The following is a 22617-nucleotide window of genomic DNA, read 5'->3' on the forward strand; positions in this document are numbered from 1 at the left end:
TCATTAAATCCGACCCTGGAGCCCTTCGGCCTCCGGCCAGTATTTCTGGGTCAGCTCGAGCAGCTCGGTGAGAAACGCATCGCGGCGTGTCTCGAGCTCGGCGACGCTGCGCCCGGCGGCCTGATGCTCGCAACCGTCGGCGACCTTGTCGATCAGCTCCTCGGTCAGCTCCGGCGCTTCCAGTTTGGTCCACGGCAGTTTCAGTGCCGGGCCGAACTGGTGCAGCATGTGGCGCATGCCGCCGTCACCGCCGGCCAGATGGAACGTCAAGAACGTCCCCATCAGCGACCAGCGCAGACCGCAGCCGTAGACCACCGCCGCGTCGACCTCCTCGGTGGTGGCGACCCCGTCGTTGACCAGGTGCAGCGCCTCGCGCCACAGCGCCTCCATCAGCCGGTCGGCGACGTGGCCTTCGATCTCGCGACGCACCACCAGCGGACGCATGCCCAGTGCGGCGTACTGCGCCTGGGCACGTTCGATCACCTTGGGCGCGGTGTGCTCGCCACCGACCAGTTCCACCAGCGGCAGCAGATAGACCGGATTGAACGGGTGCGCCACGATCACGCGGCCGGGCTCGCGGGTGCAGGCCGACTGCAGATCGCTCGGCTTGATCCCGGAGGTCGACGAGCCGATCACCACGCCCGGCGCGGCCAGGGCGTCGAGCTGGCGCAACACGTCGTGCTTGAGCGCTAGCCGCTCGGGCACGTTCTCCTGGATCAGCTCGGCGCCCTCGACGGCGGCTTCGAGGGAATCGACGAAGGTCAGCGCCGCGGGATCGGCGTTCTCGGCGAGCCCTAGCCGCTCCAGCGCCGGCCAGGCACGCGCGACGAAGGCGCGGGTGCGCTCGGGGGCCGTGGCATCTGGGTCGAAAGCGGTGACCCGGCAGCCGGCAGCCAGGGCGCGGGCGATCCAGCCGTTGCCGATCACGCCGGTGCCGATCACGGCAACGTTGCGGGGAAGTTCGGAAGCGGTCATCAGGGCACTCCATGACGATGCGAAACAGGATTGACGGCGAACGCGCACTCGGGAGATGGCCGGGGCGCGTTCACGCAAAACGGGAGAGTTCAGGCGGAATCAGGGCTTGCGCAGTCCCAGCGACTCGCGAGTCTGCGCCGGCGTCTGCACCTTGCCGCCGAGGTTCTCGGCGATGGTGGCGGCACGCTCGACCAGTTGGGCGTTGGTGGCGAAGACGCCTTTGCTCAGGTAGAGATTGTCTTCCAGGCCAACTCGCATGTGCCCGCCCATGATCATCGACTGCGCCGCCATCGGGAACTGCTGGCGACCGATGCCGAACGCCGACCAGATCGCGTTTTCCGGCAGCTTGTTGCGCATCGCCAGCATGGTCTCGGTGTCGGCCTCGGCGCCCCAGGGAATCCCCAGGCAGAGCTGGAACAGCGGGTCGCCGTCGATCAGCCCCTCTTCGACCAGCTGACGTGCGAACCAGACGTGGCCGAGATCGAAGCACTCGAGCTCCGGCTTGACCCCGGCCTGCTGGATCAGCCGCGCATGCTCGCGCAGCCAGTCGGCGCTGTTCAAATAGACCATATCGCCGAAGTTGAGGCTGCCGCAGTCCAGCGTGCACAGCTCCGGCAGCAGCTCGCCGACCGGATGGTGACGTTCGGCCGCGGTCTGCAGGTCGGTACCCTCGAGGCCGTGAATCACGCCGTCGCGAATCTCGGGAAACAGGTCACCACCGCCGCCGGCTGTGATGTTGATCACCGCATCGACGTCGGATTCGCGGATGCGCTCGACGACTTCACGGAAGTGATCCGTCGAGTGGCTGACTCCGCCGGTTTCCGGATCGCGCACGTGAAGGTGAACGATACTGGCGCCGGCGCGGGCGGCATCCAGCGCGCTGTCGGCGATCTGGCGCGGGGTGATCGGCAGGTCAGGGTGCTTGCCGGCGGTATCGCCGGCGCCGGTCACGGCACAGGTCAGGATGACGTCGCGATTCATGGAATCCTCTCTTGGTCCGGCCGCGACTCGTTGGCCGTTCGCGGCGGTGCATGAGTGCACCCGGTGGGTGCCTGTCGATGTCATCCATTGTGGTTGTCGGCGGGCCCCGCAAGTTGTCATCAGACGCCATGGGCTTGACGCTTCACGACACTCCTCTCCCCCGCTGCGCCGTGGTTCGCGGCGACTCGCCGAACCGTGCCCGATAGACCCGGGAGAAATGCGCGGGCTGGGTGAATCCTGCCGCCAACCCGGCCTGAGTCACGCTGGTTCGGCTATCGGCGAGGATCTGCCGGGCCCGATCGAGCCGCAGCGATAGATAGCGGCCCTTCGCCGTTTCGCCGCGATAACGCTGAAAGAGCCGGTTGAGCTGGCGCTGGGACTGACCAACCCGTTGGCAGATCTCCGGGATCGTCAGCGGCTGCGCCAGATTGGCCTCCATGATCGCCTCCGCCCGACGCACGCTCCGGGGTCGATACGCCGAGCCGGCCCGCCCCTCGCCATCCTCCTGGACGCGGGGGTCCAGGCGCGAGTGCACCAGCTGTCGGCTCAGTGCCGCGACCAGGTTGGCCCCGTGCTCCCGCTCGATGAAAGCCATCATCAGATCGAGACTCGCTGCACCGCCGCCGCCCGTCAGACGCTGGCGATCGAACCGGTAGCGAGCGTCGCTCAGGGCGAGACCGGGGAACTCTTCCGCGAAGGCTGGTGCGCTCTCCCAGTGAAGGGCCACTTCGAAGCCGTCGAGCAACCCGGCCCGAGCCAGAATGAATGCCCCTGTCTCCAGCGCCGCGAGCAGACCGCCATGGGCCGCGACCTGACGCAACGCCGCCCAGTGCGACGAGGCCACCGTCGCTTCGGCCTCGTAGGAGGCCACCACGAACAGATTGTCGAAGATCGGCGTTCGCCCCAGTGCCGCATCGACATCGACGGTCACGCCGTTGCTGGCGGTCACCGGCCTACCGTCGTTGGAAAACAGCCGCCACGCGAACAGCGAGCGCCCGAAGCGATTGGCGACCCGCAGCGGCTCGAGCAGACAGTAGAGCGTCAGCATCGAGAACTTCGGCAGCAACCAGAGATTGACCGTGACGTCCGCCTCCTCGGGCGACAGCACGGGCGGAAGATCGGGGCGGGGATAGAGCCATTCCGGCGTCGAATGATCGGACATGGCGAAAAGCGTCGCCGATACGGCCAAAAATATCAATTGCCTCGGTGCGACACCTCCTAGGGTATCAGGACACTGACCCACCGAGAGATGTCGCCATGGATGTTTTCGTCGAGATCATTCCCGGCACCCACGCTCGCCAGCTGAGGGTGGTCGAGGGCAATCGGGAAACGCGCTTCCACGCGCTGTGGCTACGCGAGCGCTCCCCCGATGCGGAAACGCTCGACCCCCGCACCGGCCAGCGGCTGATCGAGGCGGCTGCCTTGCCGCAGGACCTGGCGCTGACCGGCGCAGCGTACGACGGCGGGGCGGTCGACTTGACGTTCAGCGACGGACATCGTGCCCGTTTCCCCTTGCGAGACCTGCATCCGGCGCCGCCGGCCGGCGCCATCCATGAGCACTGGGATGCGTCACTGGCGATCATGCCGAGTGCCGATTTCAGCCAGGCGCTGGAGCGCGACGACGCCCTGTCGGAGATGCTCGAGGGGCTCGAGCGCTACGGTTTCGTCAAGGTCAGCGGCGTACCGCTGACGCTCGATGGCATGATGCCGCTGGTGGAGCGCCTGGGGCCGCTGCGCCGGACCAACTGGGGCGGCATCGCCGACGTCAAGTCGATCGCCGATGCCTTTGATCTGACCATGACGCAGCGCGGGCTCGAACCGCATACCGACAACCCCTATCGCGATCCGATACCCGGCTATATCTGGCTGCACTGCCTGAGCAACGCCGATAGCGGCGGTGACAGCACGCTGACCGATGGATTCATGGCCGCGAAGCGCCTGCGCCGGGACGACCCCGACGCCTTCGACTGCCTGACCCGCACCTCGACACGATTCCGCTACGTCGACGATGACGCCCACCTGGAGAGCGAGGGCCCGCTGATCGAGCTCGACCCCCGCGGCGAGGTGATCCGGGTACGCTACAACAATCGCACCGAGCGCATCCCGCCGTTGCCGCCCGAGCAGTTGGAGCGCTACTACGCCGCCCGGCGCGCCTTCTTCGCGCTGATCACGGCGCCGGAACTGACCCTGACGCCCAAGTTGGCACCCGGCGAGATGCTGATCATGGACAACTACCGGCTACTGCACGGACGCACTGCCTTTCGGCTGAGCCAGGGCGTTCGCCATCTGCGCCAGGGCTACGTCGATCGCGACACCACCGCCAGCCGACGACTGACGTTGCGTCGCCAGGCCGGTATCTCCCTTCACTCGCTGCAGGAGTCCGCATGAACGCCACGTTTACCCGGTTCGATCATAGCCAGGCGGATGACTGGCGCGAGATCGACGTCCACTTTCGCGACTACCGCGAAGGCGTGGTCGATCGCGTGGTCGCGCATCTCTTGCGTCTCGAGGGCGACACTCACGGCTACCCCGTCGACCGCTATACCCACTGCCTGCAGACGGCGACGCGCGCCGAGCGTGCCGGTGCCGACGAAGAGACCATCGTCTGTGCCTTGCTTCACGATATCGGCGACGACCTGGCCCCGGACAACCACGCCGAGATCGCCGCCGCGATCCTGGAGCCGTTCGTCGACCCGCTGAACCTGTGGATGATCCGTCATCACGAGCTGTTCCAGGGCTATCATTACCGCCACTTCTACGGTCTGGACCGTCACGCCCGTGACGACTATCGCGATCACCCTGCCTACCCGCGCACGGTCCGCTTCTGTGACGAGTGGGACCAGACCTCGTTCGACCCAGACTACGACACGCTGACGCTCGCGCATTTCCGCCCGGCCCTCGAACGGGTTCTGGGGCGTCCGCCGTTCGAGGGCGCCGGGCTGCCAGAGGTCCGAAACGAATCAGCGGAGCCCGGCACCGGAATCGATACCCGGAATCGACATAACAACGAGGAGTCATCATGACATTACGCCCCGCACTCGTGGCCGCCACGCTGCTGCCACTCTCGCTGATGACCGCATCGGTCGCGGCCTTCGCTCAAAACCCGCAACCTGACGAGGCCGACAGCGTCAATTTCGTCGTCCCCCCCTGGCCGGGGGTCACAGTCAAGACCGAGGTCTTCAGCCAACTGATCGAACCGCTCGGCTACGACAGAGAGACCCAGGAGGTCAGCAGCACGGTCGGCTATCAGACGCTGCAGACCGGTGACAGCGACGTGTTCCTGGCCGGCTGGATGCCAGCCCAGCAGGAGAGCCACGATCAGGCGATGGCCAGCGGCAAGATCGAGGATCTCGGCACCAACGTCACCGGCGCGCGGATGGGCTTCGCGGTGCCCGGTTTCGTCTACGACGCCGGCGTTCACAGCGCCGAGGACCTCGACGCCCATCGCGATCGGTTCGGCGGCCGTTTCTACTCGATCGAATCCGGCTCGACGGTCAGCACGTTCATCCACGACGCCCAGGACCGGGACCTCTACGGGCTGGGCGACTGGCAGATTCTCGAATCCTCGACACCGGGCATGCTGTCGGAGGTCGACACCGCCTTCAACGACAAGCGCTGGATCCTCTGGTACGGCTGGACCCCGCACTGGATGGCGCTGGCCTACGACATGCACATTCTCGACGACCCGGAGTCGGTCTATGGCCCCGACAACGGCAAGAGCGAGGTGCGCACCATCGTCAACAAGGCGTTCGCCGAGGCCAACCCCAACCTGATGGCACTGCTCGGGCAGTTCACCCTGACTGCCGACGAGCAGAGCGAATTCATCGACGGCTATGGCCGCCAGGAGCGCTCGGCCGAGGCGGTCGCCCGGGAGTGGTTGCAGGATCATCCCGACCGCGTTGCCGAGTTCCTCGATGGTATCACCACCCGCGACGGCCGACCGGCACTCGAGGCGGTAAACGCCAGCCTGCAGTAACGTCTCGGCCCGACCGGCGCCGGCAAGGCGACGCACGGCCACCGAGCAGGCACGCCCCGCTCGGTGGCTGTTCGTGGCAACGCGGAATCGTTAGTCTGTCACCATCAGCCTGCTTCCACTCCGCGACTCGCCACCACGGGACCACCATGCGTTCAGCCGACCCACACACCCCGTCTCCCCGCTTTGCCCAGTTGACCCGACGCATCGCCGGCGAGGGCGCCAGCGCCTGGAACATCCACTTCCGTGCCAAGGCGCGCCAGGCCCGAGGAGAAGACGTGATCGTCCTCTCGGTGGGCGATCCCGATTTCGACACCCCGCCCTCGATCGTCGACGCGGCTGTCGACAGTCTGCGGCGCGGCGTGACCCACTACGCCGACGTTCAGGGCAAGCCGGTCCTGCGCGAGCGCATCGCGGCCTTTCATCGCGGCCATGGCGGCCAGCCCGGGACGAGCGCGGACCACGTCGCCGTGCTCGCCGGCGCGCAGTGCGGTCTCTACGCCACGGCCCAGTGCCTGCTCGATCCGGGCGACGAGGTGATCATCCCCGAACCGGCCTACGTCACCTACGAGGCGGTGGTACAGTCCACCGGCGCGGTGCCGGTGTGGGTCCCGCTGCCGGCCGACGAAGGCTTCCAGCCCCGATCGGCCGACATCGAGGCGGCGATCACACCGCGCACCAAGGCGATCCTGATCAACAGCCCGCACAACCCAACCGGCCAGTGCCTGACGCCGGCGCTGTGGCAATCGATCGCCACGCTCTGCCGCGATCACGACCTGTGGCTGATCGTCGATGCCGTCTACGCCGACCTGGTCTTCGACGGCGAGCACCTCAGCCCCGACAGCCTGCCAGGCATGGCGGAGCGCACCGTGGTGATCAGCAGCCTGTCGAAATCCCACGCCATGACCGGCTGGCGGCTCGGCTGGGTCGTCGGCCCGCGGCCCCTGATGACCCACCTGGTCAACCTCGCCCTGTGCATGCTCTACGGCTGCCAGCCGTTCATCCAGGACGCGGCCATCGCCGCTTTCGACGCACCGCCGGCAGCGCTGGAGGCGATGCGCGAGACCTACCGCCAGCGCCGCGATGCGGTGGTCGAGACCCTGCGCGACAGCGAGACCGTCGCCACGCTGCCACCCGCCGCCGGGATGTTCATGATGATCGACATTCGCGCGACCGGGCTCAGCACCCACGCCTTCGCCGACCGCCTGCTCGACGAGCATGGCGTATCGGTGCTCGCGGGCGAGGCGTTCGGCGCTTCCGCCGCGGGCTTCGTGCGGCTGAGCCTGACCGTGGATGCCGACCGCCTGCGCGAGGCGTGTCGGCGAATCGAGCGCTGCGCCCAGGAGTGCCAGGGCGAGTCCCGACTGGCGGCCCGACCGCTCAACGGCATGACAAGCTGACCCCGAACCCCCACAATAACGCGATCACGAAATCGTCAAAGATCACTGGCAGGACAACGCCCATGGCATCTCCGGACTCATCCCAGCGCACCTTCAAGGTCTACGTCGACGGCCAGGAAGGCACCACCGGCCTGCGCCTGTTCGACTATCTCCAGGCCCGCGACGATATCGAGCTGCTGCGCATCGACAGTGACAAGCGCAAGGATCCGGCCGAGCGAGCACGCCTGCTCAACGCCGCCGACGTCGCCTTTCTATGCCTGCCGGATGCGGCCTCCCGCGAAGCCGCGGCGATGGTCGAGAATCCGAACACCTGCCTGATCGATGCCAGCACGGCGTTTCGTACCGACCCGAGCTGGGTCTACGGGCTGCCGGAGCTTGACGAGGGCCAGCGCGATCGGATTCGCGCCAGCAAGCGCATCGCCAACGTCGGCTGTCACGCCAGCGCCTTCATCCTGCTGGTACGGCCGCTGGTGGACGCCGGGCTGCTGCCGGCGGACTATCCGCTCTCCGCCTTCTCGCTGACCGGCTACAGCGGTGGCGGCAAGGCGATGATCGCCGACTACCAGAACGACGGTGACGGCCGCCTGAACGCGCCACGCCCCTATGCCATGGCGCTCGGCCACAAGCACCTGCCGGAGATGCAGCAGCATGGCCGGCTGGCGCAGCCGCCGGTGTTCTCGCCGATCGTCGGCCCGTACCTGAAGGGATTGATGGTCAGCGTACCGCTACAGCTCTCGCAGCTGCCCGCGGGCGTGGGCGCGGAGGAGCTGCTCGACGCCTATCGCGCGCACTACGCCGACGAGCCGTTCGTCCGGGTACGGCCGTTCGAGGCTCTCGACAATCTGGACAACGGCTTCTTCGACGTCCAGGGCGCCAACGAGACCAACCGTGTCGACCTGTTCGTGTTCGGCAACGACGAGCGCGCCTGCCTGGTATCGCGGCTCGACAACCTCGGCAAGGGCGCCGCGGGCTCCGCCGTGCAGAACATGAACGTGCATCTGGGGGTGGACGAGACCACGGGCCTCGGCGTCTGACATCTCTCCCGCCGGGGCCATCGGCCAGCCCGGCCCCGACAGGTTCGACAACCGCTATCGGCGACGATAGCGATCCAGATACGCGTGGATCGCCGCGATATCCTGCTCGCCATGGCCGGCATTGACCGCGTCGAACCAGAGATTGCGGATCTGGGCCAGTGACGGCAGCGCCTCGTCGTCTCCCGCTTCCAGCGCGAGCCCTGCATCCTTCAGCCCCCACTGCAGCGCCATCTGTGGATCGAAGTCGCCACTGGCGATCGTGTCCAGCTTGAGCTTCATGTAGGGCGTGGCCAGCGGCCCCCCTTCGAGCACCTGCCACAGGTCGTCGGCCGCGAAACCGAGCGCGTCGGCGAGGTGAGCGGTCTCGGCGATCCCCTGCATCATCGAGATCAGCCAGGCGTTGATGACGACCTTCATTCGCGCGCCCTGCCCGGCCTTCCCCAGCCAGTGGGTCTGCTTGCCCAGCACCTCGAAGATCGGCTCGACGATGCCTGCCGCGCGATCTCGATCGCCACTGGCCAGTACGACTACCGAGCCCTGCTCGGCAGGGGCCTTGGTGCCGGAAACCGGCGCGTCGATGAAGACGATGTCGTCTCGCGCTTCTTCCACCTCGGCGATCAGCCGATCGGTCTCGGCAACGCCGAGCGTCCCCATCTGGACCAGCACCGCGCCTTTTGCCATCCCCGCCAACGCCCCGTGGTCGCCCAGCAGGAGATCACGAGTTATCGCCAGATCCGGCAGCATGACGATGACCGCCTGCGCATCGGCAACGGCATCGGCGGCGGAGTCGGCAAGCCTGGCGCCACCATCGACCAGGTCGTCAGCCTTGCCGGGCGAGCGGTTCCAGACGCTGACATCGAAGCCGGCCTCGAGCAGGTTGGCGGCGAAAGCGTGGCCCATGGCACCCAAGCCCAGCACGGCAACGGAACGGGAATCGGACATCAGCAAGATCCTCGATAAAGTGTAGGCTCCTAACTATAGACGACACAGCCGTTGTTCAAGCGCGAGAGACTACCTCAGTGCCATAGCGATGGCAGCGATCCGCCGACAGGATCGGCATCCGGCAACGCGACCGCGGCAACCCGCCGGCAGGCGGCGGCGAATCGAGCGGGGTCGCCACGTTCGACTTCCCAGCGCTGCCCTGGAGGATAGGCGCCGACCATGGCGAAGTCGTCGCTGGAAGCGAGATTGGCGTGACCGACGCCCGCCGGCAGCACCAATACGTCGCCGGCAGCGATCTCGTGCTGGCTGCCGTGGGGGCCGCCCAGCCGGATCCGCGCCCGGCCGCGAAACACGCCCAGCGCCTCGTGGGCGGTGGAGTGAAAATGGTCGAAATCGAACAGACCGTAACGCCACTCGGGCGGCCACCGATGGGCCGCGAACATCGCCTCGAACGTCGAGGCGGCGCGCTCTCCTGCGACATCGATGATCTGTCGATAGATCAGCACAGGCAGTGGCGAATTGGGAAAGCCACTGGCCTCGTCGGCGTCGATCAGCAAGGCTTCAGGGCGGGATACCGGCATCGCTCCCTCCTCTAGACAGGCACGACTCTCTAAACAGGCACGACTCTCGAAGCCTAGGTGGGCCCCGCCGTTCCGTCATCCTCGCGTGCCGTCATCGGCATCCGACGGACGGCGACCAGACTCGCTGCCGCGAACACCAGCATCGGCCATAGCGACAGGCTGGCCCGGGAGAACGCCTCCGCCATCCAGCCGCCGACCATCGGCATGACGAAGGCCAGGGTGTAGCCGACGAAAGACATACCGGCGGTCAGCGAGGCCACCGCCTCACCGCGCTCCAGGCAAGGCGGCAAGGCCATGATCAGGGTGAGTTCGAGGGTGATGCCGAAACCGGAAATCACCAGCGCGATCAGGGCAGGCCAGCCCTCCATCCCCAGGAACCCGACCAGCCCCAGCACGCCGAGCGCGGCGAAGATTCCCAGTGGCCAGCGCCGGCCGATCCAGCGTCGTCCCCGCCAGAGCATGACGAGCGAGGCCGCTAGCGGACTGGCATTGTAGAACAGCAGCGCCAGGGCCAGCAGGTCGGTCTCGCCGCGGGCATCGAGTATGCTGCTCATGTAGGCATTGGTCGCCATGAAGAGCCCGACCGACGCGGCCAACGGCACGCCCATCAGCCAGACCCGGCGCGAGCGCAGCGAGATGCCGCGCCGGGAGCCACTCTCGGCCTCCGACGGCTCGCGATTACCTCGTGGCGCCTTGCGCAGCTTCAGTACCAGCAGCGCCACGATCATCAACGCCGGCAACGACCACAGCAGCATCGCCACCTGCCAGTCGCCGCCGGCCAGTTTCAGCACGATGGGCCGAGTGGCGCCGGCGCCGATCAGTTCGCCCACCGTCATGCCGTTGAGATAGACCGTGCTGCCCAACGCCAGGTGGCGTGGTGTCCAGTCACGCAACAGCGCCGGTATGGTCACCTGCATCAGCGCCAGACCCAGCCCCATCACCACTGATGCGGAAAACAGCACGGGGGCGGAGAGCGTCAAGCCGCGCGCGCCGGAACCGAGCGTCACGATGACCAGCGCCAGCACCAACGCTCGCAACATGCCGATTCCCCGGGCAAACCGCACCGCCAGCATCATGCTCAGGGCCAGCACCACGTAGGGTACGGTGGTCAACGCCCCCACTGCCGCGCTTCCCAGCGAGAGCGCCTCGGCGATATCCCCGGCCAGCGGCGGCGCGATCAGAATCGGCAGCCGCATGTAGAGGCCGACCAGCCAGAGCAGGGCCAGCGTGCTCCAGGGCAGTGCCTCGCGGGCGACCGACGGCATGACAATTCGTTTGCGAGAGAGAAATCCCATGATGCCACCCATGAACGACGACTCGAGCTTGCCGCTCCGCGAGTGCGGGGCGGTCCCGGCTGCCGAAGCCACGTCGATCCGTTCGTCGATGAGAAAAAATCACCGGCTCGGGGTTCCGCGACAGCCGAACTATCTCGCAATCTAGGCAAGTGGCCGGCTGACGACAAAAGAGACTTGTTGCCATAATGGATGAGTTATTTTCACCCATAGGGTCACGCCCGATGCGCTACCTACCGTCACTCAACGCCCTGCGCGCCTTCGAGGCCGCGGCCAGACACGAGAGCTTCCATCACGCCGCCGAAGAGCTCCACGTCACGGCATCGGCGATCAGTCATCAGGTGCGCGGCTTGGAGAGCGTGCTGCAGACCACGCTGTTCGTGCGCCGCACCCGCCAGGTCGTGCTGACCGACTCGGGGCGCCGTCTGCTCGAAGGCGTTCGCGACGGGCTGGATCGCATCGGCGAAGCCGTCGCCGCGGTCACCCCCAGGCCGGAGGACCCCGTGCTGACGGTATCGACGGTGCCAATCTTCGCCAGCGGGTGGCTGATTCCGCGACTGGCCGATTTCCAGTCCCGCTACCCGGCCTATCAGGTAAGGCTGGAGACTTCCGTCGATCTCGTCGATGTCGAGCAGGCGGATGTCGACATGGCGATCCGCTATCTCTCCAGGCCGCCGGCCGCCAGCCTCGAGACGCGGTTCCTGTTCCACGAGAGGCTGACCGTGGTCTGCTCGCCCGCCCTGGCGGAGAGGCTGCAGACGCCAGAGGATCTCATTGGCGTGACCCATATCCAGACCCGGCTGCGCCCGGAGGGCTGGCGGGCATGGCTCACTCCCCGAGGCCTAGCCCACCTGGACGATGGCAGCGGCCCGACCTTCGACAACGATACGCTGGCGCTGGAGGCGGTGATGACCGGGCTCGGTGTCGCCATCACGCATCAGGAGATCGCCCACCCACTGATCGCCAACGGCCACCTGATCGAACCTTTCGGTGCCGGTCACGTGATCGGCCTGAGCTGCTACTGGGTCAGCACCCACCGGCGCAGCCGGCTGCCCAAGGTAGTCGCCTTTCGCGACTGGCTGCTCGAGCGCCTGGCCGACGAGGGCCTGCTCGATGCCGGCCGCCCGACCCACCGGTGAGGAGCCCGACCGGGAGACGCACTAGACGGAAGGCGTATGGCCCGGGCGCCCGACTTGACCGACAGTAGTTGTCATACAAACTCTGGATAAGGCGACAACCGATGACGATGAGCCTGGCATTGATCGCTCCCGGCGCCATGGGCGCCGCCATCGCCCGGCGCCTGACCGACCATGGCGCCGACGTCATGACCACCGTGGCGGGACGCAGCGACGGCAGCATCGAGCGGGCACGGCGCGCGGGGATGCGCGACGTCGAACTCGCCCAGCTGATGCACGCCGACCTGCTGCTCTCGGTGGTTCCTCCCGCCGAGGCGGAGTCGCTGGCCCGGCAATTGGCGCCCCTGATGGCCGCCAGCGAGGCGCCACCGATCTACTGCGACTTGAATGCCGTCAGCCCCGCCACGCTCGCTCGCGTCGAACGCATCGTCCACGCCAGCGGTGCGGCGTTCGTGGATGGCGGCATCATCGGCCCGCCGCCGTCGGACAGGGCCATGCCCCGGATCTACGTGGCCGGTGAACGGGCCTCGTCGCTGGCCAGGCTCAACGATCTCGGTCTCGACGTCCGTGTTCTCGAAGGCGGGATCGGCAGCGCCTCGGCGTTGAAGATGTGTTTCGCCGGCATCAACAAGGGCATGACGGCGCTGACCACGCTGATGCTGATCGCGGCCGGCCGCAGTGGCGCCGGCGGCGCCCTTCGCGCGGAACTCGAACACAGTCTGCCGGAGGTCGTCACCCGCATCGACAATGGCATTCCGGACATGCTGCCCAAGGCTTGGCGCTGGCATCCGGAAATGCGCGAGATCGCCGACTTCCTGGATGCCACCGCCCCGGACGGCGAGAACATGGCCGGCCGTCACGCTTTCGAAGGGTTCGCGGCCCTCTACGAACAGCTGGGGGACAGTGCTCGCAACCAGGAGATGAAGCGCCTCCTCGACAGCCTGATCGAGCCGTCCCCTGCCAAGGCGTGAACTCTCCCCGAAAGATCGACGCTCGGTGGCCGGGCAAGGCAGAGGTCAGCGACAGACCGTCAGGGTTGGCGATCGGGTCAGCGCCGCTGCGCGAAGGGCGAGCGACAAGGATGTGGCGGGTCAAAAAGGATATCGCGAGTCAAAAGCGCACCGGACTGACGCTCCCGATGCCCCGAGGCAATGCGCCTTTTACATGGGCTGGCGCGCCAGTCGATGATCGATGCCGTTAAGGTGAGCGCAGACATGTCTCAGACAGGGCATGGCGCGCTCACCCGGCGCGACTACATGCCGTGCTTGATGCCCCGTTCGATCAGTAGCCAGTTGGCCGGGTAGGAGGTCATGAAGCCGACCAGCATCGCGATCTGCATCATGAACCAGAACGGGGCGGTGAACGCATCCATCTCCCCCAGCCAGGCGTGTAGCGCGATCAGCATCCACAGATACATGCCGATCTGGAACGCGATCAGCGACAGCGTGTCGGCCTTGATCGCGTCTCGCAGCGCCTGTGCCGGGCCGGCATCGCTCATCGCCCGGATCGGTAGATACTGGAACAGCACCCCGAACAGATAGGCGCCGACGAACGCCAGCGCGAAGTGACCCAGCACCGTCGAACCCAGCAGTGCGAACCCGGTCGCCGTCGCGATGGGCGCCGTCACCACGTCGCCCAGCGTGCAGCCGCCGCCACAATGGGTGGCGGAGACGAAGACGCTCTGCCACTTCGGCTTGTCGCCGCCGTGATAATGCCGATGATCGTGGCCGTGATCGGCGTGGGCGTGATGGTCATGGCCCGCCTGATCCTGCTGGCCCACCGCAGCCCTAGGCGCCGCACGCCCCATCTTGCAGTAGGCCCACCAGCCGACGAGGGGCATGTAGAGCCCGGTGATCGGCCAGGTCACGTTCATGATCGACATCGGTTGGGGACGCCTCGAGACGTCAACGGCAATCGCCACCGCGGTGACGATCCCCAGCAGCAGAAAACCCCAGGACCAGACAGTCAGCATGGCATCGTCCTCCTTTACGATTCACGAGCGCCGGATATCCGGTTCCGGCTGATGACACAGGGTGTGTCCTAGGTATAGAAACGTTGGACGTCGTCCACAAGCGACACCCCGGACATAGGTTGGTAGGTGGCACGTGTCATGGCCACACGATTTTCCCACGAATCTTTCAAGGACTCGCCCGACAACACGACGTTGAATTACCTAAATAATTTAGCCCCCCGCCCACATCGGCGTAATAAACGTCGATATAGAATAAATATTACGAAAATACAGAGCACGCGCTCCGGTATGCGTCAATACCACCATGGTCCGGCGCGTGGGTGGCGACAATTCCCTTACCGTTCTAATGATGAACGGCTACTTTATAAGCCACCTCGCTTAATGCATCATCTCGCGCCAGCAAACGCGCTGACACGACGAGGTCGGGTCGGTAACGCTCAATTCAGGACTTGTCATCACGAGGATTTCGCTCATGCCCGACATGCAACGACCGAACTATCGCAGCGCGCTGATCGTCGTCACGACGATCTTCTTCATGTGGGGATTCATCACCTGTCTCAACGACATTCTGATCCCCCACCTGAAGGCGGTCTTCTCGCTCAACTACACCCAGACCATGCTGATCCAGTTCACCTTCTTCGGCGCCTATTTCATCATGTCGTTGCCGATGGGCAAGGTGCTGGCGAGGATCGGCTACAAGAACGCCATCAGCCTGGGCCTGCTGATCGCGGCCGTGGGCGCGGTGATGTTCTACCCCGCCGCCCGGGCACCCTCCTATCCGCTATTTCTGACTGCCCTGTTCGTGCTCGCCAGCGGGGTGACGATGCTGCAGGTCGCGGCCAATCCCTATGTCAGCCTTTTGGGCCCGGAAGGCTCCGCTTCCAGCCGGCTCAACCTGGCCCAGGCGTTCAACTCACTCGGCACCACGCTGGCGCCCTATTTCGGCGGAATGCTGATCCTGGGTGCGGCAGTGCTGGGCGCCAGCGAGCTGGCCGACATGTCCAGCGCCGACCGGATAGCCTACAAGGTCCAGCAGGCCCAGAGCGTACAGCTTCCCTACCTGCTGCTGGCGGCGGTGCTCGCTATCCTCGCGGTCGTGATCTACCTCTGGAAACTGCCCAACTTCAAGGACCAGGCCCGCGACGACAGCCCCACAGAGAAAGTCACCGCCGCCCAGGCGCTGCGCCATCCCCACGTGCTGTTCGGCGTGATCGGCATCTTCGCCTACGTCGGCGCCGAGGTCTCCATCGGCAGCTTTCTGATCAACTACATTTCGCTGCCGGAGATCGGCAACATGAGCGAGAGCGATGCCGCCAGCTATGTCGCCTACTACTGGGGCGGCGCGATGATCGGCCGCTTCATCGGGTCGGCGTTGATGCAGAAGATACGCCCCAGCCTGCTCCTGGGCCTGTTCGCCATCGTGGCGGCACTGCTCACGCTGACCACCATGCTGGCCTCCGGTCATACCGCCATGTGGAGCATCGTCGCCATCGGCCTGTTCAACTCGATCATGTTCCCGACCATCTTCACGCTGGGCATCGCCAAGCTCGGCCCGTTGACCAGCAAGGCGTCGAGCCTGCTGATCATGGCCATCGTCGGCGGTGCCATTCTGCCGGTCGCCCAGGGCGCCATCGCCGACACCGTGGGCATTCACCACGCCTTCGTGCTGCCGCTGATCTGCTACCTGTTCATCGCCTTCTACGGTTTCCGCGGCTCGCGGGTCATCGATCCGCATCCGTCGATCCGGGACGCGCACGCCGCCTCGTCCTGAACGCCCCGGCGACCACCTGAAACGCCCCTCCCGCGAGGGGCGTTTTCGATGAGGCCCTCGATTCGTCGAAGCCGGGCATCGGTTCCCGGCTTCGATCCGTCATCCAGCTGGCCGGAGGCTCCGCCGACCGCGCACCACTCGCCCAAGCGCCAGACGCCCAAACGCCTGACGAACGCGACCTTAGTCGCGATCCCCTTGAAAGTCATACAACCAAGTCGGGATAATCGCTTAGCGAGCAAAACATAGACGCGTTATCGATTTGCCTGCTTCCTTCATCGGCGCCCCTTTCGCCGCAGCCACGAAAGCCCCGGCGTCGTCTCTTGCCAGAGCCAGCAACCGATCGCCCCCTCGCGACGGCTGGGGCTGGCTCCATGGCCTGCCCATGAACCGACAAGGACTTCCATTGCCTCTCATGACCCGGACGATCGCCAGCCAGGGCAACGACGCATGACCCAGGTCGAGCAGCTGTTCGAGCGCTACGGCCCCCGCTATAAGCTCTGGGTCACGCTGACGGTGATGCTGGGGCTGGTAGCGCTGGGCATGTCGATCACCATCGTCAACGTGGCCATCCCCTACATCAAGGGAGCCTTCGGCATGAGCGACTCCCAGGTCCAGTGGCTCTCCACCGGATTCCTCGCCTCGACCACGGTATCGCTGCTGATCGCTCCCTGGCTGGTGGCGGCGGTCGGCCAGCGTGCCACCTTCGTGGGGCTGCTGCTGGCCTTCATCGCGGCTTCGATCCTGGGTGGCCTGGGCCAGGGCATGGCGGCGCTGGTGGCGGCCAGGATCGTCCAGGGCGGCATGACCGGCTTGATCCGCCCGGTGGCCATGCAGGCGCTGTTTGCCGCCTACCCGCCGGAAGGTCGCGGCATGGCCACCGCGATGTACGGCATGTGCCTGGGGCTGCCGTTGACGCTGGCGACCGTGGTCGGCGGCTGGCTGGTGGAGCACTTCACCTGGCGCTACGTCTTCTTCGTGACCCTGCCGATCTGCTTCGCGGCCATCGTCATGGGGCTGTTCTTTCTGCCGACCCGGGAGCAAAAGGGCCCTCGCCCACCGTTCGACTGGGCCGGTGTCGTGCTGCTGTTCGTCGGCGTCTTCTCGCTGCTGGCGGCGCTCTCCAACGGCCAGCGCTGGGGCTGGTACGATCCCAGAGTGCCCGAGCTGATCCTGACCTCGGTGCTCTGCGGTGCCGCCTTCATCGCCTGGCAGAGACGTATCGCCCACCCGCTGCTCGACCTGGCGATCTTCCGCAACCGGCTGTTCGTCGTCGGCACGCTGGCGATGTGCCTGTTCGGTGGCACCTTCTACGGCATCATGTACCTGCTGCCGCAATTCGTGCAGGCGGTACTGCACTACAGTCCGATCACCGCAGGCCAGATATTCCTGCCCTCCACTGCCGTACTCGGCATCCTGGTGCCGCTGGTGGGCTGGCTCAGCGACCGTTATCCGCCCCACTGGATCACCCTGCCGGGGCTGGCCTGTACCCTGTTCTCGGTATGGCTGATGGCGCAGATGGACTGGAACACCTCGTTTTTCTATCTCGCCGTGGCGATGGGCATTCTCTCCATCGGCATGGCCGCGTTCCCGCCACCGACGCTCTCCAATGCCATCGCCGGCTTGCCCGGCCATCTCACCGGCCACGGCTCCGGCGCGATCAACTTCGCCCTGCAACTGGGCGGCGCGCTGGGCACGGCCGGACTGGTCATCCTGCTGGATCGCCAGACCGCCTATCACGGCCAGATCCTGAATGCCGGCGTCAACGCCGGCAACACCACCGCCCGCCAGGCCCTGGGGCAACTGACCGACCTGGTGGGCCGCCTCGGCGTGCCGGAAATTCACCAGCCGGCCATGGCCGGCTATCTGCTGGGCCGCATCGAGGCGATCTGGGCGTCGATTCTCGCCTATCAGGATGGCTTCTGGATCCTGATCGGCAGCCTGCTGCTGGTGGTGATCCCCTCGCTGCTGCTCAGCCGCTGGCGCCGTTCGCCCCATGTCTGACTCCGCCCACCCGATCGACGAAGGATGCACTCGCACCATGACCGCCGACGCTTCCCAGCCCCGCAAACGCCGCCTGCCGCGCAGCGCCAAGCTATTGATACTCGCCATCGTCGTAGTGCTGTGTCTGATCTGGATCGGCCTCGCCGTCGCCCATCGTCTGACCCATGTCAGCGCCCAGGACGCTCGCGTCATGACCGACGAGGTGACCGTCAGCAGTCGTCTCGAGGGCTGGGTGACGACATTCGACCTGATCGAGGGCGATACCCTGCGACGCGGCGATGCCGTCGCCGCGCTCTACAGCGAGCCGGACCAGCGCCAGCGCGAAGCACTGACGGCCAAGGTCGCGACCCAGCAGGCGCGCCTGGCGTACGAGCAGGCACGGCTGGCGACGGCCGAAAAGCAGTTGAAAGGCGGCATCAGCCTGATGCAGCGTCAACTGGAGGCGAGCAAGGCGGCCGAGAAGGCCGCCCAGGCCCGGCTGACCGAAGCCGAGCGTGATTTCCAGCGCTCCGACACGCTCTACCAGAAACGCTCGGTCTCGGAGCAGCGCCGCGATCAGGACTACTACGCCTTTCAGGCCGCACTCGCGGAACACGCCCAGGCGCAGCAGGAGGTGCGGGTCAGCCAGGCCCTGGCCGACAACGCCGAGGTCGGCTTCATCAACGGTTCGCAGATGCCGCTTCCCAATCCCGAAGTGCTGAGACAGCAGGTACGCATCGCCCGCCAGCAACTGGCCGAAACCCGAGCGACGCTGGAGGAGCAGCAACTGCACATCGCCGACCTCACGATCGACAGCCCCGTCGACGGCGTGGTCGACAAGACGCTCATCGATCAGGGCGAATACGTCAGCGCCGGCCAGCCCATCGTGATGATGCACGACCCCTCGAAGCTGTGGGTGGAAGCCAACATCAAGGAGACCGATGTCGGCGCCCTGCATACCGGCCAGCCCGTCGCCATTACCATCGATGCTTTCCCCGACCGGACCTTCAGCGGCCATGTCGCCGTCATCGGCCGCGCCGCGACCAGCCAGTTCGCGCTGCTGCCGGATCCCAACCCTTCCGGCAACTTCACCAAGATCACCCAGCGGATTCCCGTGCGCATCCGCTTCGACGATGGCCCCACCGAACGGATCGGGCCCGGCATGATGGTGGAAGTGGATATCGATGTCGGCGGCACCGGCTGAGGGCAATATTCTTCAAGATTCTACGCTCCCCGCCCCCTACGCTCCTCTCTTCCAGCCAAGAGGAGCCCCTCCATGTCATCCGCTGTCGTCCTCTCCATGGCCGCCTTCGCCCTGGCCACCTCGCTGTCTCCCGGCCCGGTCAACCTGGTCGCGTTGAGCACCGGGCTGAGCTACGGCTTTCGCCACAGCCTTCGCCACGTGAGCGGTGCCACCTGCAGCTTTACCTTGCTGCTGCTGGCGATAGGCATGTAATCGCCACATCGACACAGGCATCTCGCGCCTTCAGGGCGGCCTGGCCATGGCGAACGCGACAGTCGGTCAAAAAGGCATGGGGGGTGAATCCATACTGGCGCTGAAGCTTCGCACCAAGAGAGTCGGCGATAACCCCGCTTCGGCGACAATGCGCTCAAGCGGCAAGTGCTCGCATGTAAACTGGAGCATCAGTACCGTGCAACGCCGCCATTCGCTCGTGCAGGCACTGATGCCGCGGTTCCCTAACGCCCGAACTCGGTGGCATCCGGAGTCGCCATTTCGCCTCCCAGCGCCCGGCAGTGACGCTGCGCCGACTCCTCGATGACGCGTTTGGCGTCGACCAGGATCTCGCGACCCCAGAAGGCGGAGTAGGCGCTATCGAACGCGAGCGGTTCCAGGCGTCGGGCGATGCCCGCCACCGTCCCCGCATCCAGCGGCACGTTGTTGGGATAGGACCACATGAACGACGCCATCCGATCCGGCGTCACCATCAGCGTGTCGCCCGTCAGCAGGACCCCGTGTTCCGCCCAGTGCAGCACGCTGGCGCCGGGAAAATGACCGCCCAGGGAATGTACGGCGACCTCGGGCAGTATCTCGCGCGAGGCGCCTTCCCAGAACTGGATTCGCGCGTCCGGCACGCTGACCCATTCGCGATCCGCGGCGTGAACGTGGACCGGACAGTCGAACGCCCGCGCCCACTCGGCCATGGTGGTGAAGAAATGCGGGTGAGACAGCACGATGGCGTCGAGCCCGCCGAGTCCTTCGATGATCTCGATGGTCGCCTCGTCGAGCAGCGTCAGGCAATCCCACAGCACGTTGCCGGCCGGCGTCCGCAACAGGAAGGCGCGCTGGCCGATGGCGAAGCTGGGTGTGGTGCCGATGGCCATCAGTCCAGGCGCCATATGACGAAAGGTGTTGGTGTGATTCGCCGCCAACTGGGTTGGCGTTGTCCAGCGCTGCCCCTCGACCGGGACGAACTGGCGCTCGTCCTCACAGATATCGCAGTGCTCCGGTGGCGTATCGCTCTTTGGATACTGCAGGCCACACGTGGCACAGATGAAACCGGTGTTATGCATGTCTACCTCCCCGATCCAGAACGAGACATCATCCTGCCTCCTCAAGTTAGCTTGAGGTCAAGGCTTTGCCAGGACTGATCGAGCGCCTGATCGTCGCAGGACCAGCCAGCCCGAGATCAGGATCACCGTCATGCCGAGCCAGGTCGTCGCGTCGGGAACCTCGTCGAACCACAGGGCGCCCCAGACAACGGCAAAGGGAAGGTAGGCGTAATCGAACGTTCCCACCAGCGAGGAGGGGGCGATCTGATAGGCTCGCGCCACGCCCGTGTTGACGCTCACCATCAGTAGCGCATAGAGCAGGATCAGGGCGGCCTCGGCAAGATCGAGCGGTTGCCACGAACGGCTCAGGAAACCCCGGGGCAGTGCCTGATCGTCGACCCACATCGCCACCAGGCCACTCCCCGCCACACCGGCCAGCGCGAAGCAGAGATTCAGCCCCAGGGCCAGCACCAGCGGGCGCTCGCTCGCGCAGTGGCGACGCGTCAGCACCATGGCTCCGGCGTAGCAGCACGCCGCCGCCACCGGCAATGTCATGGCGAGGGAGAACACCCCCAGGCCCGGCCGCAGCACCAGCAGCACGCCGCCGAAGCCAAGCCCGATCGCCGCCCAGCTCCCGCGCGTGAGCCGCTCTTCGCCGATGGCCGACGCGAGAATCGCGATGAACAGCGGCGTGGTGTAGATGCCCACGGCCGCGGTGGCGAGCGGGATCAGGGGCAGCGACGCATAGAACAGCAGCCACATCGCCAGCAGCAGCAGACTGCGCAGTATCACCCACCCTGGTCGCTCGGGGAGCAGCGCCCTCCAGCCACCGCGCAGCAGCAGGCATCCCGCGAGGAGCGGAGTCGATATCGACGATGCCAATGCCAGCAACTGCCAGAGCGATGGCCCGGCGCCGAGAGACTTGACCAGCGCATCGGACAACGCCAGCAGGCAGACAGACCCGACGATCAGCGCCACGCCCTGGCGACGGTTGTCATGGCGTTCGGGGTGCATGATGATCTCCAAGGGGTCGCAATGGGTCTCACCATGCCCGCGGAGCCCGTCATCCCACCAACGACTTCTGCGTCGTCATCCATGAGCTCAGGTTATGAATTGGCTAGGTAAATCGTTGCCGCCCCTGTCGACGCCGCTGCCCTTCGAGGCGGCGGCACGGCTCAAGAGCATCTCCCGCGCGGCAGACGAGTTGCACCTCACCCAGGCCGCCGTCAGCCGCCAGGTTCGCGCGCTGGAGGAGAATCTCGGGCTGGTGCTGTTCGAGCGTCGTAATCGCGGGGTCTTCCTCACCCCGGCAGGACGCGAGCTGGCGGCGACCGTCTCTCGCTCCCTGGGCGCCATGGCCGATCAAGCCAACGACATGCGCGGCCCCGCTCGCGGCGCCCAGGTCACCCTGTTCTGCCAACTCTGCGAGGCGTTCTACTGGCTGATGCCGCGCCTGGCCGCCTTCAATCGTCGCCATCCCGATATCGATCTGAAACTGGTCACCTCAACGCGCCCCATCGAGGAACATCGCGACCCGTTCGATATCGCCCTGCAGACGAGCGGCAGGCCCAGCGGTCATCATCCGCTGGCACTCACGGCCGGCGACGAGATCTATCCCGTCTGCAGCCCGGAGCACCCCGCGGCAAACGGTGCCCCCCGCTCGCTGGCGTCGTTGACGACATTCGACCTGCTTCATCACCACGCCACGCCGCCGGATTGGGTGGAGTGGTCCGACTGGCTCCGGGCGATGGGACATTCGCTGGCTCCCCCACTCCCCGGAAAGACCTTCGACAGCTATCCGCTGATGCTTCAGGCGACCCTGGAGGGCCACGGCGTGGCGCTGGGCTGGCGGCGCACCACCGAACGGCTGATCGCCTCGGGCGAACTGGTTCGTCCCGTGCGCGAAAGCCTGCAGCAACCGCAGGCGATCGCCATCTACACGAGACGGGGCTCGCCGGAACGCCCCGCCACCCGGGTCCTGCTCGATTGGTTGCAGGAAGCGCTGGAAGGCACTCCTCCTTAGCACAGGTCACTGCCGTCGCGATTCTCGGCTTCCGCCTGGACCTGCC

21 protein-coding genes are annotated in these 22617 nt (G+C 66.2%); 12 read left to right on the forward strand and 9 right to left on the reverse strand.

From position 1 onward, the window contains the following. Positions 1–3: 3 nt before the first annotated feature. The 3 genes from DOM56_RS04410 to DOM56_RS04420 all read right to left on the reverse strand — a co-directional run bounded on the left by DOM56_RS04410 (position 4) and on the right by DOM56_RS04420 (position 3118). Positions 4–975: an L-carnitine dehydrogenase gene (locus DOM56_RS04410; RefSeq protein WP_110707697.1), complete on the reverse strand. Its 972-nt coding sequence runs from the start codon at positions 973–975 to the stop codon at positions 4–6. Positions 976–1074: 99 nt separating this feature from the next. After that, the gene (locus DOM56_RS04415) at positions 1075–1956 is read right to left on the reverse strand and encodes a 3-keto-5-aminohexanoate cleavage protein (protein WP_110707698.1); all 882 of its coding nucleotides are present in this window, start codon (positions 1954–1956) and stop codon (positions 1075–1077) included. 142 nt (positions 1957–2098) lie between these two features. After that, entirely contained in the window at positions 2099–3118 is a 1020-nt protein-coding gene (locus tag DOM56_RS04420; RefSeq protein ID WP_110707749.1) for a GlxA family transcriptional regulator, read from the reverse strand. 95 nt (positions 3119–3213) lie between these two features. On the opposite strand from DOM56_RS04420, the gene DOM56_RS04425 reads away from it, so the two are divergent. The 5 genes from DOM56_RS04425 (at position 3214) to argC (ending at position 8363) form a co-directional block, all read left to right on the forward strand. Next, the gene (locus tag DOM56_RS04425; RefSeq protein WP_110707699.1) at positions 3214–4344 is read left to right on the forward strand and encodes a TauD/TfdA family dioxygenase; all 1131 of its coding nucleotides are present in this window, start codon (positions 3214–3216) and stop codon (positions 4342–4344) included. Next, positions 4341–4979, forward strand: a complete 639-nt coding sequence (locus DOM56_RS04430; protein WP_110707700.1) for an HD domain-containing protein — start codon at positions 4341–4343, stop codon at positions 4977–4979. Before DOM56_RS04425 ends, DOM56_RS04430 begins: the two co-directional genes overlap by 4 nt. Next, positions 4976–5932: an ABC transporter substrate-binding protein gene (locus DOM56_RS04435; RefSeq protein ID WP_232822174.1), complete on the forward strand. Its 957-nt coding sequence runs from the start codon at positions 4976–4978 to the stop codon at positions 5930–5932. Before DOM56_RS04430 ends, DOM56_RS04435 begins: the two co-directional genes overlap by 4 nt. A 146-nt stretch (positions 5933–6078) precedes the next feature. Next, positions 6079–7329 carry an aminotransferase class I/II-fold pyridoxal phosphate-dependent enzyme gene (locus tag DOM56_RS04440; RefSeq protein ID WP_110707701.1) on the forward strand — a complete coding sequence of 417 codons (1251 nt, stop codon included), beginning with the start codon at positions 6079–6081 and terminating at the stop codon, positions 7327–7329. Positions 7330–7391: 62 nt separating this feature from the next. Then, the gene (gene argC, locus DOM56_RS04445; RefSeq protein ID WP_110707702.1) at positions 7392–8363 is read left to right on the forward strand and encodes an N-acetyl-gamma-glutamyl-phosphate reductase; all 972 of its coding nucleotides are present in this window, start codon (positions 7392–7394) and stop codon (positions 8361–8363) included. A gap of 54 nt (positions 8364–8417) precedes the next feature. Here argC and DOM56_RS04450 read toward each other — a convergent pair whose 3' ends face one another. From DOM56_RS04450 to DOM56_RS04460, 3 genes are all read right to left on the reverse strand, one after another. Further along, a complete protein-coding gene (locus tag DOM56_RS04450) occupies positions 8418–9305 on the reverse strand; it encodes an NAD(P)-dependent oxidoreductase (RefSeq protein ID WP_110707703.1) in 888 nt (295 codons plus the stop codon). Between the two features lie 74 nt (positions 9306–9379). Further along, positions 9380–9886 carry a cupin domain-containing protein gene (locus DOM56_RS04455; protein ID WP_110707704.1) on the reverse strand — a complete coding sequence of 169 codons (507 nt, stop codon included), beginning with the start codon at positions 9884–9886 and terminating at the stop codon, positions 9380–9382. A gap of 53 nt (positions 9887–9939) precedes the next feature. Then, a complete protein-coding gene (locus tag DOM56_RS04460; RefSeq protein WP_157958163.1) occupies positions 9940–11151 on the reverse strand; it encodes an MFS transporter in 1212 nt (403 codons plus the stop codon). A 251-nt stretch (positions 11152–11402) separates the two neighbouring features. Between DOM56_RS04460 and DOM56_RS04465 the strand changes: the two genes are divergently transcribed. Continuing rightward, a complete protein-coding gene (locus DOM56_RS04465) occupies positions 11403–12317 on the forward strand; it encodes a LysR substrate-binding domain-containing protein (RefSeq protein WP_198655678.1) in 915 nt (304 codons plus the stop codon). Between the two features lie 101 nt (positions 12318–12418). Beyond that, positions 12419–13285: an NAD(P)-dependent oxidoreductase gene (locus DOM56_RS04470; RefSeq protein ID WP_110707707.1), complete on the forward strand. Its 867-nt coding sequence runs from the start codon at positions 12419–12421 to the stop codon at positions 13283–13285. Positions 13286–13566: 281 nt separating this feature from the next. Here the strand turns inward: DOM56_RS04470 and DOM56_RS04475 are convergent, their stop codons facing one another. Further along, complete coding sequence (locus tag DOM56_RS04475) at positions 13567–14286, reverse strand: DUF4396 domain-containing protein (protein WP_110707708.1); 720 nt, start codon at positions 14284–14286, stop codon at positions 13567–13569. A 472-nt stretch (positions 14287–14758) separates the two neighbouring features. On the opposite strand from DOM56_RS04475, the gene fucP reads away from it, so the two are divergent. The 4 genes from fucP to DOM56_RS04495 all read left to right on the forward strand — a co-directional run bounded on the left by fucP (position 14759) and on the right by DOM56_RS04495 (position 19493). Continuing rightward, positions 14759–16057 (forward strand): L-fucose:H+ symporter permease, encoded by a 1299-nt coding sequence (gene fucP, locus DOM56_RS04480; protein WP_198655679.1) that lies wholly within the window; start codon positions 14759–14761, stop codon positions 16055–16057. A gap of 447 nt (positions 16058–16504) precedes the next feature. Continuing rightward, on the forward strand, positions 16505–18058 hold the full coding sequence (locus DOM56_RS04485) for a DHA2 family efflux MFS transporter permease subunit (protein WP_110707709.1): 1554 nt from the start codon (positions 16505–16507) through the stop codon (positions 18056–18058). Positions 18059–18095: 37 nt separating this feature from the next. Further along, positions 18096–19241 (forward strand): HlyD family secretion protein, encoded by a 1146-nt coding sequence (locus DOM56_RS04490; protein ID WP_198655680.1) that lies wholly within the window; start codon positions 18096–18098, stop codon positions 19239–19241. Between the two features lie 72 nt (positions 19242–19313). Continuing rightward, complete coding sequence (locus DOM56_RS04495; RefSeq protein ID WP_198655681.1) at positions 19314–19493, forward strand: hypothetical protein; 180 nt, start codon at positions 19314–19316, stop codon at positions 19491–19493. A 242-nt stretch (positions 19494–19735) separates the two neighbouring features. Here the strand turns inward: DOM56_RS04495 and DOM56_RS04500 are convergent, their stop codons facing one another. Both DOM56_RS04500 and DOM56_RS04505 read right to left on the reverse strand, forming a co-directional pair. Beyond that, complete coding sequence (locus tag DOM56_RS04500) at positions 19736–20569, reverse strand: MBL fold metallo-hydrolase (protein WP_110707711.1); 834 nt, start codon at positions 20567–20569, stop codon at positions 19736–19738. A 57-nt stretch (positions 20570–20626) separates the two neighbouring features. Further along, the gene (locus DOM56_RS04505; protein WP_110707712.1) at positions 20627–21562 is read right to left on the reverse strand and encodes a DMT family transporter; all 936 of its coding nucleotides are present in this window, start codon (positions 21560–21562) and stop codon (positions 20627–20629) included. Between the two features lie 94 nt (positions 21563–21656). On the opposite strand from DOM56_RS04505, the gene DOM56_RS04510 reads away from it, so the two are divergent. Then, a complete protein-coding gene (locus DOM56_RS04510) occupies positions 21657–22571 on the forward strand; it encodes a LysR substrate-binding domain-containing protein (protein WP_110707713.1) in 915 nt (304 codons plus the stop codon). Positions 22572–22617 lie beyond the last annotated feature (46 nt).

The organism is Salinicola sp. CR57, from assembly GCF_003206585.1.
GTDB classification, from domain to species: domain Bacteria; phylum Pseudomonadota; class Gammaproteobacteria; order Pseudomonadales; family Halomonadaceae; genus Salinicola; species Salinicola lusitanus.

Bases quoted from the DNA above. Each gene is read 5' to 3' on its own strand.
- DOM56_RS04410 (WP_110707697.1), bottom strand. From the start codon at position 975: ATGACCGCTTCCGAACTTCCCCGCAACGTTGCCGTGATCGGCACCGGC.
- DOM56_RS04415 (WP_110707698.1), bottom strand. From the start codon at position 1,956: ATGAATCGCGACGTCATCCTGACCTGTGCCGTGACCGGCGCCGGCGAT.
- DOM56_RS04420 (WP_110707749.1), bottom strand. From the start codon at position 3,118: ATGTCCGATCATTCGACGCCGGAATGGCTCTATCCCCGCCCCGATCTT.
- DOM56_RS04425 (WP_110707699.1), top strand. From the start codon at position 3,214: ATGGATGTTTTCGTCGAGATCATTCCCGGCACCCACGCTCGCCAGCTG.
- DOM56_RS04430 (WP_110707700.1), top strand. From the start codon at position 4,341: ATGAACGCCACGTTTACCCGGTTCGATCATAGCCAGGCGGATGACTGG.
- DOM56_RS04435 (WP_232822174.1), top strand. From the start codon at position 4,976: ATGACATTACGCCCCGCACTCGTGGCCGCCACGCTGCTGCCACTCTCG.
- DOM56_RS04440 (WP_110707701.1), top strand. From the start codon at position 6,079: ATGCGTTCAGCCGACCCACACACCCCGTCTCCCCGCTTTGCCCAGTTG.
- argC (WP_110707702.1), top strand. From the start codon at position 7,392: ATGGCATCTCCGGACTCATCCCAGCGCACCTTCAAGGTCTACGTCGAC.
- DOM56_RS04450 (WP_110707703.1), bottom strand. From the start codon at position 9,305: ATGTCCGATTCCCGTTCCGTTGCCGTGCTGGGCTTGGGTGCCATGGGC.
- DOM56_RS04455 (WP_110707704.1), bottom strand. From the start codon at position 9,886: ATGCCGGTATCCCGCCCTGAAGCCTTGCTGATCGACGCCGACGAGGCC.
- DOM56_RS04460 (WP_157958163.1), bottom strand. From the start codon at position 11,151: ATGCCGTCGGTCGCCCGCGAGGCACTGCCCTGGAGCACGCTGGCCCTG.
- DOM56_RS04465 (WP_198655678.1), top strand. From the start codon at position 11,403: ATGCGCTACCTACCGTCACTCAACGCCCTGCGCGCCTTCGAGGCCGCG.
- DOM56_RS04470 (WP_110707707.1), top strand. From the start codon at position 12,419: ATGACGATGAGCCTGGCATTGATCGCTCCCGGCGCCATGGGCGCCGCC.
- DOM56_RS04475 (WP_110707708.1), bottom strand. From the start codon at position 14,286: ATGCTGACTGTCTGGTCCTGGGGTTTTCTGCTGCTGGGGATCGTCACC.
- fucP (WP_198655679.1), top strand. From the start codon at position 14,759: ATGCCCGACATGCAACGACCGAACTATCGCAGCGCGCTGATCGTCGTC.
- DOM56_RS04485 (WP_110707709.1), top strand. From the start codon at position 16,505: ATGACCCAGGTCGAGCAGCTGTTCGAGCGCTACGGCCCCCGCTATAAG.
- DOM56_RS04490 (WP_198655680.1), top strand. From the start codon at position 18,096: ATGACCGCCGACGCTTCCCAGCCCCGCAAACGCCGCCTGCCGCGCAGC.
- DOM56_RS04495 (WP_198655681.1), top strand. From the start codon at position 19,314: ATGTCATCCGCTGTCGTCCTCTCCATGGCCGCCTTCGCCCTGGCCACC.
- DOM56_RS04500 (WP_110707711.1), bottom strand. From the start codon at position 20,569: ATGCATAACACCGGTTTCATCTGTGCCACGTGTGGCCTGCAGTATCCA.
- DOM56_RS04505 (WP_110707712.1), bottom strand. From the start codon at position 21,562: ATGCACCCCGAACGCCATGACAACCGTCGCCAGGGCGTGGCGCTGATC.
- DOM56_RS04510 (WP_110707713.1), top strand. From the start codon at position 21,657: ATGAATTGGCTAGGTAAATCGTTGCCGCCCCTGTCGACGCCGCTGCCC.